This is a genomic window from Cytophaga aurantiaca DSM 3654, from assembly GCF_000379725.1.
GTDB lineage: Bacteria > Bacteroidota > Bacteroidia > Cytophagales > Cytophagaceae > Cytophaga > Cytophaga aurantiaca.
This window is the reverse complement of the sequence record NZ_KB903635.1, coordinates 15,790-27,881: the sequence shown is the minus strand read 5'-3', so window position 1 is coordinate 27,881 and position 12,092 is coordinate 15,790. Positions and strand designations below refer to the sequence as shown.

General features: G+C 35.1%; 14 protein-coding genes. 4 read left to right on the top strand and 10 right to left on the bottom strand.

The annotated features are described in order from the left end of the window. Positions 1 to 36 precede the first annotated feature (36 nt). The 3 genes from A3EE_RS0109500 (at position 37) to rny (ending at position 2,292) form a co-directional block, all read left to right on the top strand. On the top strand, positions 37 to 336 hold the full coding sequence (locus tag A3EE_RS0109500) for a hypothetical protein (RefSeq protein ID WP_018343210.1): 300 nt from the start codon (positions 37 to 39) through the stop codon (positions 334 to 336). 21 nt (positions 337 to 357) lie between these two features. Next, the gene (locus tag A3EE_RS0109495) at positions 358 to 648 is read left to right on the top strand and encodes a cell division protein ZapA (RefSeq protein WP_018343209.1); all 291 of its coding nucleotides are present in this window, start codon (positions 358 to 360) and stop codon (positions 646 to 648) included. Between the two features lie 75 nt (positions 649 to 723). After that, positions 724 to 2,292 carry a ribonuclease Y gene (gene rny, locus A3EE_RS0109490; RefSeq protein WP_018343208.1) on the top strand — a complete coding sequence of 523 codons (1,569 nt, stop codon included), beginning with the start codon at positions 724 to 726 and terminating at the stop codon, positions 2,290 to 2,292. Between the two features lie 360 nt (positions 2,293 to 2,652). Here the strand turns inward: rny and A3EE_RS0109485 are convergent, their stop codons facing one another. From A3EE_RS0109485 to A3EE_RS0109455, 7 genes are all read right to left on the bottom strand, one after another. Further along, positions 2,653 to 4,122 carry a T9SS type A sorting domain-containing protein gene (locus A3EE_RS0109485; protein WP_018343207.1) on the bottom strand — a complete coding sequence of 490 codons (1,470 nt, stop codon included), beginning with the start codon at positions 4,120 to 4,122 and terminating at the stop codon, positions 2,653 to 2,655. Positions 4,123 to 4,358: 236 nt separating this feature from the next. Beyond that, positions 4,359 to 4,916: a hypothetical protein gene (locus A3EE_RS0109480; protein ID WP_018343206.1), complete on the bottom strand. Its 558-nt coding sequence runs from the start codon at positions 4,914 to 4,916 to the stop codon at positions 4,359 to 4,361. A 207-nt stretch (positions 4,917 to 5,123) separates the two neighbouring features. Beyond that, positions 5,124 to 5,489, bottom strand: a complete 366-nt coding sequence (locus tag A3EE_RS0109475; RefSeq protein ID WP_018343205.1) for a hypothetical protein — start codon at positions 5,487 to 5,489, stop codon at positions 5,124 to 5,126. Positions 5,490 to 5,648: 159 nt separating this feature from the next. Continuing rightward, a complete protein-coding gene (locus A3EE_RS0109470; RefSeq protein ID WP_157446961.1) occupies positions 5,649 to 6,110 on the bottom strand; it encodes a hypothetical protein in 462 nt (153 codons plus the stop codon). 119 nt (positions 6,111 to 6,229) lie between these two features. Beyond that, positions 6,230 to 6,664, bottom strand: coding sequence for a hypothetical protein (locus A3EE_RS0109465; protein ID WP_018343203.1), 435 nt, complete (start codon positions 6,662 to 6,664; stop codon positions 6,230 to 6,232). A gap of 45 nt (positions 6,665 to 6,709) precedes the next feature. Next, positions 6,710 to 7,252, bottom strand: coding sequence for a hypothetical protein (locus A3EE_RS0109460; protein WP_157446960.1), 543 nt, complete (start codon positions 7,250 to 7,252; stop codon positions 6,710 to 6,712). A gap of 161 nt (positions 7,253 to 7,413) precedes the next feature. Continuing rightward, positions 7,414 to 8,280, bottom strand: a complete 867-nt coding sequence (locus A3EE_RS0109455; RefSeq protein ID WP_018343201.1) for a hypothetical protein — start codon at positions 8,278 to 8,280, stop codon at positions 7,414 to 7,416. Positions 8,281 to 8,499: 219 nt separating this feature from the next. Here A3EE_RS0109455 and A3EE_RS20335 point away from each other — a divergent pair, with 219 nt between their 5' ends. Continuing rightward, positions 8,500 to 10,656, top strand: coding sequence for an OmpA family protein (locus A3EE_RS20335; protein ID WP_018343200.1), 2,157 nt, complete (start codon positions 8,500 to 8,502; stop codon positions 10,654 to 10,656). A 41-nt stretch (positions 10,657 to 10,697) separates the two neighbouring features. On the opposite strand, the gene A3EE_RS0109445 is transcribed toward A3EE_RS20335, so the two are convergent. The 3 genes from A3EE_RS0109445 to A3EE_RS0109435 form a co-directional block, all read right to left on the bottom strand. After that, the gene (locus A3EE_RS0109445; RefSeq protein WP_018343199.1) at positions 10,698 to 11,168 is read right to left on the bottom strand and encodes a hypothetical protein; all 471 of its coding nucleotides are present in this window, start codon (positions 11,166 to 11,168) and stop codon (positions 10,698 to 10,700) included. Positions 11,169 to 11,246: 78 nt separating this feature from the next. Beyond that, positions 11,247 to 11,825 (bottom strand): hypothetical protein, encoded by a 579-nt coding sequence (locus A3EE_RS0109440; RefSeq protein ID WP_018343198.1) that lies wholly within the window; start codon positions 11,823 to 11,825, stop codon positions 11,247 to 11,249. A gap of 6 nt (positions 11,826 to 11,831) precedes the next feature. Next, complete coding sequence (locus A3EE_RS0109435; protein ID WP_026209705.1) at positions 11,832 to 12,065, bottom strand: hypothetical protein; 234 nt, start codon at positions 12,063 to 12,065, stop codon at positions 11,832 to 11,834. Between the last annotated feature and the right edge of the window lie 27 nt (positions 12,066 to 12,092).

Genomic DNA, 12,092 nt, shown 5'->3' with positions numbered 1-12,092 from the left:
AGTTGTTTTATAACAGGTTTTTATATAATTTGTGCTATGTCTGGATCGGCTGAGATTTTAAAACGTTTGGAACAGTTAGAAGCGAAAGCTTTAAAATTGGCACTTGCGCATAAAGATCTCGCGATTGCTCACAAGGAACTTCAATCAGAGAACCAAAAGCTGAGAAATCAGATCATTCTGAAAGAAGAAGAGGTGAGAAACTTTCATAATCAAGAGAAAATAAGTAAAATTGTAACATCAATCACAGATGATACTTATAAGAAGACTGAGCTAAAGCTTAAGATCAATGAGTATATCAAGGAGATTGACAAATGCATTGCCTTTATCAAAGAATAAAACTGATTTAATCCCCTAACTATGGGAGAGTTATCAATAAAAATCAGGATTAGTGATCGCGAATACCCGATGCGCGTGGATGCTTCTGAGGAAGAACGGATACGTGCAGCTGGTAAATTAATAAATGAAAAGCTCAAACATTTCCGTGAGCAATTTGGAATTGACGATAAACAAGATCTTTTATCTATGACTGTATTTGATGCAGTAATGGATAAACTAAAAGCAGACCAGATTACCACGGATAATGAATCTATCGTACAATATAAGATAGAGCACATAGATCGCATTCTTTCAGAGGCTTTAGCTATATAGGCTATCGTATTTTTGCATTTGTTACCTCCTACCTTCAGTATCTGCTGAGATTGTTGTTAAACCCTAACTAACATCATGTCTGAATTAATAATGTATATCCTTGCCGCATCGGTTGTATCAATCGGTCTTGGTATTGTAGGCGGAAAATTCATTTTCCAAAAAGATTTTTCAAAACACGAATCCGAAGCAAAAGATAAAGCAAATCTTATTTTAAAAGAAGCTGAATTGAAAGCTGAAACAGCTAAAAGAGATAAACAGCTTGAAGCGAAAGAACATTTCTTAAAATTAAGAACGGAGTTCGAAGACGAATCAAACAAGAAGAAAAACCTGATTATTCAGAACGAACAAAAGATCAAGCAACGCGAACAGACAATCACAAAACAGATTGAAACAAATACCCGTCGTGAAGCTGAACTGGATTCTTTGCGTGAAAACCTTTCTTCTCAATTAGAAATTCTAAACAAGCGTAAAGAAGAGCTTGAAAAATTAAGACATTCTCAGATCGAAAAGCTTGAGAAAATTGCCGGCTTAACAGGCGATGAAGCAAAAGCCCAATTGATGGATACCATTAAAGAAGAAGCACGTACAGAAGCATCTTCTTATATCAAACGCATTACCGATGAAGCAAAAATGACTGCTACAAAGGATGCGAAGAAAATTGTTATTGAAACACTTCAACGTACTGCTACTGAAAATGCAGTTGAGAACTGTGTATCGATCTTCAATATTGAAAGCGATGACATCAAAGGTAAAATCATTGGTCGTGAAGGTAGAAACATCCGTGCGCTTGAAGCTGCTACAGGTGTAGAAATCATTGTAGATGATACACCGGAAGCAATCATCATTTCCGGTTTCGATCCGGTTCGCAGAGAGGTTGCACGTTTATCGTTACACCGTTTGGTACAGGATGGACGTATTCACCCGGCACGTATTGAAGAGGTTGTTACGAAAACAGCTAAACACTTAGACGAAGAAATTATTGAGATCGGTGAGCGTACAGCGATCGATTTAGGTATACATGGTTTACATCCGGAGTTGATCCGTTTGGTTGGCCGTATGCGTTTCCGTTCTTCTTACGGACAAAACTTATTACAGCACTCCAGAGAGGTTGCAAAACTTTGTGCAACTATGGCTTCTGAACTTGGCTTGAATGCGAAGGTTGCGAAGCGTGCAGGTTTGTTACACGATATTGGTAAAGTATATCCGGACGAACCTGAATTGCCGCACGCAATCTTAGGTATGGAGCTTGCAAAGAAATACAAAGAATCTGCAGAGATCTGCAATGCAATCGGTGCTCACCACGACGAGATCGAAATGACAGGCCTTATCTCTCCTATTGTTCAGATCTGTGACTCCATCAGCGGTGCGCGCCCTGGTGCTCGTCGTGAAGTAATGGAGCAATACATCAAACGTTTGAAAGATCTTGAATTGCTGGCGTTATCATTTGATGGTGTATTAAAATGTTATGCAATACAAGCAGGTAGAGAATTACGTATCATGGTTGATGCAGAAAATGTAAGCGATGACAGAGCGGGTATTTTATCGTTCGACATTGCACAGAAGATTGAAAAAGAAATGCAGTATCCTGGTCAGATCAAAGTAACGGTTATTCGTGAAATGCGTGCTGTGAATTTTGCAAAATAAAGATATAGCAAAACATCCCGTATTGCTTAATTGTAAGAGAGTCCCGTCCCGATAGCTATCGGGACGGGACTTTTCTTTTTTAGATTGAGATTTATTGGATTTATAGAAAATTGGGATTATCCTTTCCTATCCTTAGAGTTAGCGCAGCGCTCTAAGGATCTACAAATAATTAAGAGTCTTTGACTCGTTCTTTTTATATCGAGTCGAAGACTCTCTTCTATTAAACATCCGTAGAGCGCTGCGCTAACTCTACGGATAGATCCGAGATTATGCAATCTACTCTTTGGAGTACCTTTCAAAAAAAGCCTCATTGATTTTAGTAATCAATGAGGCTTTTTTAATGATTAGTAACAAATCTACTTAATCAACTTTAATAATTTTAATCACAGCAGCTGTACTTTGATTGGGAATGTGCAGATAATAACAACCTGCACTTAAACCTTGCAGAGACAAGATGTAGTCTTCATTAGATGTACCTGCAGCAACTTCCTTAGAAAGTACTTCATGCCCCAATACATCATATGCTTTTATTGTAATTGTATTATCACGATTCAATCCTTTAATTGTTACAAGTGAATTTGTTGGATTTGGATATACAGATAATGCAACCTCTTCGTATACTTCATTATCCAAATCATTTCCTATTCGTGCATTTACACTTGAAGTAGAAAATAAATTAAAGTAATATGTTCCATTATAATAGGATGGATCACAGCTTGTATTACCATTTAATATTCTTTTGCAAAACGTACCAATCATTGGGCGAATGACATTTTGCCAACCAGATTTAGTAGGATCCATACAATGACAAACATTACTTACACAATAATCAAACGATGTAGTTGTAGTAAATAGATAATATGAACACGGATAATTTGCTCCTTGAATATTCATATTCTTAATTTTATTAATAACAACATTATATGGAATCGAACTTCTACTGTTAGGATCTTTATGTTCTGTCTCATAAATCTGTATTCGCTGCAATGCAACACCATCATTAGTATTTTGTTCCATCCACATTGGCATCCTATCGTCTGCCTGTAATAATGCGTCATTAATAAGTGTTCCCGCAATGGGGAATACCCCTCGAATTGTATAATCAAGACCGTTATTTTGCGCTTTTACTACCAAATCGCTATGCAATGTCTGATCCAATCCTCCATACCCTTGTAAATTATACAAGTCGACCATTTCATTTGTCATAAAATATGGTTTTGTTAAAGCAAGCGCCTGTACAGTAACGGCACCCGCACTTTCTCCAAATAAAAATATTTTAGTTGGATCAATACGATAGACATCTTTTTTATTTACCAGGTATTTGATAGCAGCATTCACATCCTGCATGGCTACATATACTGCCAAACCGGGAAATGCAGAATATTTTCCATTTTTGTCTTTTGCAGTTGCCTCAATCTCATTTTTTATAGAACTATAATTCCCATAATATGTATCCCGATATAATCTATAACGATTGATTTTTAAAACGACATAGCCCATTCGTGCATATTGTTCTTCATAATATTGGTAATAAGCATCTTCAATACTGCCAAAGCCTCCTCCAGGAACTAATACAATTACCGGTCTGTTAGCCATAGGGTCATAAACCTGCAATGGCTGAGTAATATTGCATGTTAATGAAAAAGTATTGCCTACTAGATCTGTAGAACGATTTGTATAAGTTTCAGCTGCCCCTTTCTTTATTTGATTTTGATTAAAAACCATTTGTACAAACCTCTGAGGACTATTCCACCCAAGTATTACTTGCGCAGAAGACGAAAAACAGATTAATAAAAAGACTGCAGAAGAAAAAAGAAATTTTGTTTTCATAGCATGTTTTATTTTAAGTATAAAATATATTTTAATATACTGCAATATAACACTTTGTTGTTTTTTAATTATATGACTAGTTGTAGGTATTATATTAAAAATATTTAAAAAAATCTCTTTTTTGACCCTTGAACAAACACAAAATAGTCTTCAATTATTTATATCTACTTAAAGAATATTTTTAAATTCAATATTTGTAGAGCACTACTAACTCTACGAATAGATTTTATTCTATTTTATTTTTTATCCATCAATAATTTTAAACATTCTGCTTTTACATCCTCAAGCTTCGGATCATTCACATTCACCAGCAATCGCATTCTTGTATCTGTTTCTTCAACCTGAAGTTCTTTGTTATCTACATATGCTTCTCCGTAGTTACAAACAATGCCACCCAGATTTTGAACGAGCTGTCGGTGCTTTTTCAGTTCCTGTAAAAAGAGTGTTGCATCTAATGTGATCAGTTTTCCTAGATCAGTTCCTACATCTTCTTTAAATGCTCCATCCACAACAGCATATAATTTAAACCCAATTTCCACAGCATCTTTATTTCCTGCGAGAATATGTTTGCTTACATGCGGCCAATCGTCATACATCTTAGTGATCAATCCCTCCCTGGGAAGATCTTTCGTTAATGGTTCGTTCGGCAATTGCTGGTATACTTTAACTGCATTTTCATGTGTAGGCTGAGCAATATACGCATCCCAACTTCTCTCGAAAGTAGCCCAGGTGATCGATTCCGCTCGACATGTAAGCGTAATGCATAGTACTATAAATGGTATAAATATCTTCATATGAATAATATATATGCTCTATAATTTCAATTTACCATTTTCTATCCTTAGAGTTAGCAAAGCGCTCTAAGGATCTACAAATAATAAAGAGTCTTTGACTCGTTTTTTTTTACATCGAGTCAAATACTCTCTTCTATCAAACATTCGTAGAGCGCTGCTAACTCTACTAATAGTCCTGACATACAAATCACATCTTATAGCAAGCTATCACAATTCATTTTCTTCCCTCGTATCCGATTCCAGATCTTCGTGGTTGTCGCCACCCAAACTGTAATAGTTATTTTCTTCGTCTTCGCTGCCGATGTCTTCTTGTTGATCGTCTAATTCTGCACCGGGAACATCCAGATCGCTGCCGGACATATCATCTTTAAAATCTTTCTCATTCATCATATCTGGAATTTCATTTCTTCTTTTCTTTTTAGAAGGCTCTTCCGGATCTACATCGCCCATTTTTTCATCTCTGTAATAAATATCATCTTCCGGTGGGTATAATGGATATCCTGGAAAATCCACTTGCTGATTTTCTTCTTTAATTTTATCTAACGTTTCATTATTGTTAAGTTTCTTTTTCATAATCCAGCGGTTTAGTTTCTGTGTTCATAGAAATTATTCTAACTTAAAATAGTTTCAATAATTTCTATACTCTAAAGATGGGACTGATGCAGGATTAAAGTTTTATACGATCATTAAAAAGGATTACATGATTCACATGAATTTAAAAATATTTGCCCTCTATAAGGACTTGAACGTGTAATTTTTATAAGTCTGATACATCTCTTCTTTTATTTTGCTGAATTTTACTCTGCGCCTACTCTCAATTATTCGCATAGTAGAATCGTTAACAAACCATCCATAAAAATAAAAATCAAATTCCATACCTAAATACGTATCCTTGATGTGCATTATAAAAATATTGTTCTTTATTTGTAATTCGTATTTCAATGGAAAAAACAAACAAACTCCCATTTGACTATCCTGCGACCAATAATATTTAGAATCGATCCGCATTCTACTCCAATTTATTTCATTTGTTATCAGACTATCATTCAGTTCAACATTCTTTTCTAATTCAACTTCTTCTTCAATCCATACACCTTTCATTATTAAAGAATAATAGGTTGCTGAATCAAGATGAATCTGTCCGTATGCCTGAGAACATACTGTGAATAGTATTAAACAATATATCTTCTTCATATGTAATTTGAATATATTGTCTACCGATATTTATTCAACTACCCGAATTATTTTATTAAATGAAGAGTGTCGCCCACGTTCCATCTTATCATTCTTTTATTTAATGAGATTAATTTGATTCAGTACTTGGTGCTATACCTTTTATAGGTATCAGGAATCGATTCTTTCAGTTTATACTTTTTTATTCGACGCTTACTTCGAATTGTTTTCATAGTAGAATCATTCGGAAACCATCCATACACATAAAAATTAATTTTCATCCTTTCATACCTATCCTTAACATGTAAAATGAACAGGGTGTCTTTTATTTGCACTTTGTACGCCAATGGAACTTCCCAACAATGAGGATCAAAAACCCAATAATGGTTTCGGTCTATTAATAATGTCCCCATGCCCGAGGGGTATCCAGGCAGACTATCGTTCCATTTAATATCCGTCATATCAGCCCATCTTGCATTAGAAATATGAGAATAGTAGGTTGCTGTATCAAGATGGATCTGACCGTATGCCTGAGAACAGAATGCAAATAGTATTAAACAATATATCTTCTTCATATGTATTTAAGAAGTGTTCTGCAATAAATGACTACTTCACCCTAACTACTTTTTTTTAGGAGCCTCATCAAGCCAGATGATTTTCATATCTTTTGGTGACAAATTAAGAATATAATTATGATCTTTTGTTTCAACAACAATCAATGGCTCTTCTATATCAAATGAAATAACTGCCCAGTAGTATTGCAATTCTTCATAAGTAGCTTTCCTGAGTTTAAATTCCTGAGCACCTATTTCCTTCCTAAGAGCATCCCAAACCTTTTTGCTATCAACAACGCTTTGTGTCATCTTAGCACCAACTTTTCCTCCATCAATCAGTATGGTAACGTTCCCTCCTTCAATCTTCTTCAGTTCTTTTACTTTCTGAAATCTTGCCCACAATACAGGACCTACAAACATTACCTTCCCAGTTAATTCATAGGTTGGTTGTTTAGTAAGTTCTTGCATTACCAACACTTTTGCTTTTTCATATGTTACCGAGTCGCAGTATTTATAAGCCACTCCCTTAGGAATATCAATCGGAGATGACTTCTGCGCAAATCCTGAAAAACTTGTAATTATTAATAGCAATACGAAAACAATTTTCATATTTGTTAACCTCATCTTTGTGAATATTAAATTTTCGATACTCATTATTAAACAGATAATTTTTAAAAATTCATTCAATACATTCAAACGTGTCAGCTGATACTTAAATATGCTTCCTTTTCAAATCAAAACCAACGATCCGGAAATAATATACCCAAAGATCAGATCGTAAACTTCTGATTCACCAGCTCCACTCCTTCGCAGGTGTATATAATAAAGTAGTTGCCTTTTTTCCAGTTTCTAACTTTCACACCAAAATCAAACACAATATCTCCGGCAGGCAAAGATGTTTTGTACGGGTATGTCCACACCACTTCTCCGGCTTCATTTTTTACAACACCGATCAATTCCATTGGCTTGGTTGCTTTGATATCTATTTTACCTGTAACCTCAATGGCATTGTTTATAATGCTGCGATCAGGAGCAATCTCCGGCGTACGTTTGGTTGTATACCATGTATCTGCTTGTCCGGTGCGTTTAAACAGAAAGTCTCTTAATACTTTTGCATTGGCTGCATTATCACTGGTAACATTTGAAGGACTCTGCTCATCCGTAATGCACCAGATGGATTGCTGAATAAGCGACTCATCCAGATTGCGTAAGGGTGTCATAAACTGAATCAGATCTGTTAGGGACTGATTGGTATTTTTAGCAATGGTAAACGTTGAGCTCGTCTGCGGACAACGGTCTGAAAGTTCAGTGCAATAACCGCCAACAGCAATGGATTTATTTTCGGCAGGCTGCAGCACAAAAACATTCTTCTGCGGAACCACTAAAGTCTGTTCGCCTTCATCTTCCGGAATAAAAACGGTTCCGGCAGCTACTGTCAATGTATAAGGAACATTGGTCAGGTTTTTAATTTCCAATTCAATGCACTTACCGGAATGTCCACCGGTAGAGACAACTACCACACTGATCTTTTTAGCCTGTATCGCCTGAATGAGTTCAATAGGCAGCGTCGTAGATGTATACGATGAGATCAGAATTGCAATGAATGCTGTGACTAAAATGGATACGAGCTTTTTCATAATATTCTCTTTATAACATAATGTAAGTAACGTTGAAAAGATACGATATTATAAACTCACTGTTTTTAAATTTTACAGATTTCAATCTATTGTATTACATCACTATCTGATACCTATTAATAGAGTTAAAAACTCTACATACAAAAATTGTCCAATACTAATTTTTTAATACCATTATTATTACTAATATGTATTACAATCAGACAATTGCATTTCTTTATGCGCATAACATTCATTCTTTTATTCTTTTTTAATTTCTCCATATTTATTCATGCACAAACCGCTCCCTGGTTTCGCGATGACTTTAATTCAAATGAACAAAACTGGTTTACAGATAGCACTACACATATGAAATGCTTTATGCGTGATGGACATTATATATTCATAAATAAGGATGAAACGAAAACTGTAAATTATGTATATAAAAATATATACATGGATCCTGCAAAGGATTTCTCATTAGAAATAAAGCTTAAAATACCGGTAAGTAAAGGTGATGGAACTGCAGGCTTATACATCACAAATGAATATGGCATGAAGGATTTTTTCTGTATAAACCCGTATAACAACTCCTTCTCTGCAGGAATAATGAGCTCTTCCACATCTTGGACAAACTTAACCGGCACTGAAATAGGAGAAACCAATAGTGGCTGGCAACTAACCGATGCGTTTACATCTGCAACAGATTATCAAATAATAAAACTTCAAAAAAAATCTGATTTGATTCATTTATACATAAACGATACTGAAGTTAAGACAATTGGAAGTGACAGATTCTGCCAAATGCTTAAAGGCAGCATCGGTTTTATAACTTTCACTAAAATGGAATTGGTTATTGACTATATAGTTTTCTATCAGGACAATTTGCAGAATGTACTTGCAACCGATGCTGCACCAATAGCCTCTATTCGTATGCCAACTACAATCAATACGTATGCTGACGAAATAACTCCTGTTCTTTCGCCTGATAAAAAAACGCTGTATTTCACACGCATTAACCATAAAGATAATTACCCATTAGATGACGCATATAATGGTACTCAAAATGGAGACATCTATTATTCTGAATATATAGATAGCACATGGACAGAAGCACAACGTCTGGAATATGGCATAAGCAATGGCGGTAATAATGCAATTGTTTCTATGGCTCCGGATGGCAATAGCATGCTATTAGTTGGCACATATTCCAGAACCAGAAGCTACAGTGATCTGGGAGAAGGGTTAGCAATCAGCCACCGCGTATCAAACGGTTGGTCATACCCTCAAAATATTCACATCAGAAATTTCTATACATTTCCCACTTCCATAAGTTACTTTTTAGCGGATAATGGGCGCGTACTTATATTGGCCATTAAAAGAGATGATAGTAAAGGAAAGGATGATTTATATGTGAGTTTTAAACAAAAAGATAATTCATGGAGCGAACCAAAAAACATGGGAAGAAACATAAATACTTCAAACCATGAATGCACACCATTCCTTTCCTCTGACAATAAAACCTTGTATTATGCTACTTCGGACTTACCTGGTTATGGAAGTGCAGATACCTACATAACAAAACGATTGGATGATACCTGGACAAATTGGAGCACGCCTGTTAATCTGGGCCCTGCTATCAATGATGAGGGATGGAATGCATATTTTAGAATTTCAACGGACGCAAGTGTTTTATATTATTCTGCAACTAAAAATTCAATTGGAGGCACAGATATATTTATGGCTGAACTTCCCAAAGCTTTACGTCCTGAACCTGTAACAATGATCAAAGGGCATGTACTGGATGCTAAAACAAAACGTCCCCTTGAAGCATTTATTCATTACGAAAATCTTGGCGACAGTTCTGCTATCGGTGATTGTCGATCTACTCCACTGGATGGCTCCTATGCAATTGTCTTGCCATATGGAAGCACGTATGGATATTATGCAAAGGCCGATGGATATATTTCGATTAATGAAAATATTAATCTGCAGGAATCCAATGACTATCAGGAAATCTCCAAAGACATTTATCTCGTACCTATTGAAGTAGGACAGATTATTAGCTTAAACAACATTTTCTTTGTACGCAGTAAAGCTGAGTTGTTGCCTATTTCTTATCCTGAACTAGACCGATTGGTAAAAGCATTAAAAGAAAATCCTACCTTAGAAATAGAGATCAGAGGTCATACAGATACCTACGGCGATTCGCAAGCAAACATGCTGCTTTCAGAACAACGAGCGAAAGTTGTAGTTGACTATTTAATACAAAATGGAATAAAAAAATCACGTATCTCAGCAAAAGGATATGGCGATTCACAACCAATTGCATCCAATGATACAGAAGCAAACAGAGAAAAGAACAGACGTGTTGAATTTGTGATTATTAAAAAGTAATGGATTGAATTGATAAATATCCAAAACGAGTCTAAGACTCTTTAAGAATGAGGAAACGTTCCTGTTGGATATGTATGTTTCTTTCGTGTTAGCACAAACTCCTTCATCTCATTCTTTCCTGACGACATATCAATGAAAGAAATAATCACTTTCAGTCTTTTATTATTATTAATGATTGTTTTCAATCCAGATGAAGTAAAAAAATACTCTCTTTCTTTCCGAACTTCTTTTAATGTTAAGGTATCATTTGTATCCAAAAACAATACATTAACTGATATTATTTTTATTTTTTTATCAGACTTATTCCCTTTCAACCAATCATAGTAAAATCCTTCGCCCCAGGTATACGGGGTATACGTTCCGATTAGAAGACCGTTCCCACTCCTTTGACAACTAATGATATATCCATCTTCTCTAATATATTCTTCCTTTTTATCTGCTCTATAGGATATGTCTGTATAGAAAGAACAGGCAGATAGTGTTACTATTAAAATTCCAATTATGTATTTCATTCCTTCGTATTACTTGTGTTTGATCTCTACCTTATCTACTCTTAAATTTAGCGAAGCCTTATAAGAATTAAAAATAGGTTATTCATTCGAATAATAGCTTTTTATAATACATTCCGGATCAAGCCCAAATCCTTCTGTCCAAAAAATCGGTTTGTCTTTCCCATTATAAAACAACACACCATCACTCTCCTGATACAATGCTTTATCAATAACGTAACGTTTTCCATTCACATTAAATGCTATATATCCTACTGTTTTAACAGTGTCGATAATTTTTATAGACATTGAATCCAATGTTGGTTTTACAAATGCCCCATACATACCTGCTATATCATAGGCTCTGTAGATCTCCTGCCTTGAAGGATGTTTTAATTTTTCAGGAACAGAATCTAAACCTTGATCTACACGTCCTTCATGTTTTGCAAGAAAGGTGTTTAAATTCCAAAATCCGATAGCTACAGGTTTGTTTATAAGAATAATGTTTTTATCATGCGAAACGGTTTCTGGAACATCTAGTCCATATATATTACACGGACTATCCTTTTTTATCTGTTTTACTGTACTATCAACACGTGCTACAACATGACTTTCCTGCCTATCAGAATTACAGGAAAGAATACATATTAAAAATCCTACATATAAAATCTGTCTTTTCATTCACTTTCAATTTTCCGTCAACCGAATTCTTTCTTTAATAAAATATACCGGAAGTGCATACAACAAAGACAACAGAGATGCAATCAACATTGGCGAATACTCGTCTGTATTAAATAGATCACAATACAGCGAAATAAAATAACTTGATGGTGGAAAATTAAAATGACTCGTAAACAGAAGCAACAGAAATACAGCTGCGATACTCCATTCTAATAGTTTAACCTTAGTTGAATTTTTCATTTTATTATCTCTTATTATACCCTGCCA

Excerpts from the sequence above, each read along its gene's own strand:
- A3EE_RS0109500 (WP_018343210.1), top strand. The coding sequence starts at position 37 with ATGTCTGGATCGGCTGAGATTTTAAAACGTTTGGAACAGTTAGAAGCG.
- A3EE_RS0109495 (WP_018343209.1), top strand. The coding sequence starts at position 358 with ATGGGAGAGTTATCAATAAAAATCAGGATTAGTGATCGCGAATACCCG.
- rny (WP_018343208.1), top strand. The coding sequence starts at position 724 with ATGTCTGAATTAATAATGTATATCCTTGCCGCATCGGTTGTATCAATC.
- A3EE_RS0109485 (WP_018343207.1), bottom strand. The coding sequence starts at position 4,122 with ATGAAAACAAAATTTCTTTTTTCTTCTGCAGTCTTTTTATTAATCTGT.
- A3EE_RS0109480 (WP_018343206.1), bottom strand. The coding sequence starts at position 4,916 with ATGAAGATATTTATACCATTTATAGTACTATGCATTACGCTTACATGT.
- A3EE_RS0109475 (WP_018343205.1), bottom strand. The coding sequence starts at position 5,489 with ATGAAAAAGAAACTTAACAATAATGAAACGTTAGATAAAATTAAAGAA.
- A3EE_RS0109470 (WP_157446961.1), bottom strand. The coding sequence starts at position 6,110 with ATGAAGAAGATATATTGTTTAATACTATTCACAGTATGTTCTCAGGCA.
- A3EE_RS0109465 (WP_018343203.1), bottom strand. The coding sequence starts at position 6,664 with ATGAAGAAGATATATTGTTTAATACTATTTGCATTCTGTTCTCAGGCA.
- A3EE_RS0109460 (WP_157446960.1), bottom strand. The coding sequence starts at position 7,252 with ATGAAAATTGTTTTCGTATTGCTATTAATAATTACAAGTTTTTCAGGA.
- A3EE_RS0109455 (WP_018343201.1), bottom strand. The coding sequence starts at position 8,280 with ATGAAAAAGCTCGTATCCATTTTAGTCACAGCATTCATTGCAATTCTG.
- A3EE_RS20335 (WP_018343200.1), top strand. The coding sequence starts at position 8,500 with ATGCGCATAACATTCATTCTTTTATTCTTTTTTAATTTCTCCATATTT.
- A3EE_RS0109445 (WP_018343199.1), bottom strand. The coding sequence starts at position 11,168 with ATGAAATACATAATTGGAATTTTAATAGTAACACTATCTGCCTGTTCT.
- A3EE_RS0109440 (WP_018343198.1), bottom strand. The coding sequence starts at position 11,825 with ATGAAAAGACAGATTTTATATGTAGGATTTTTAATATGTATTCTTTCC.
- A3EE_RS0109435 (WP_026209705.1), bottom strand. The coding sequence starts at position 12,065 with ATGAAAAATTCAACTAAGGTTAAACTATTAGAATGGAGTATCGCAGCT.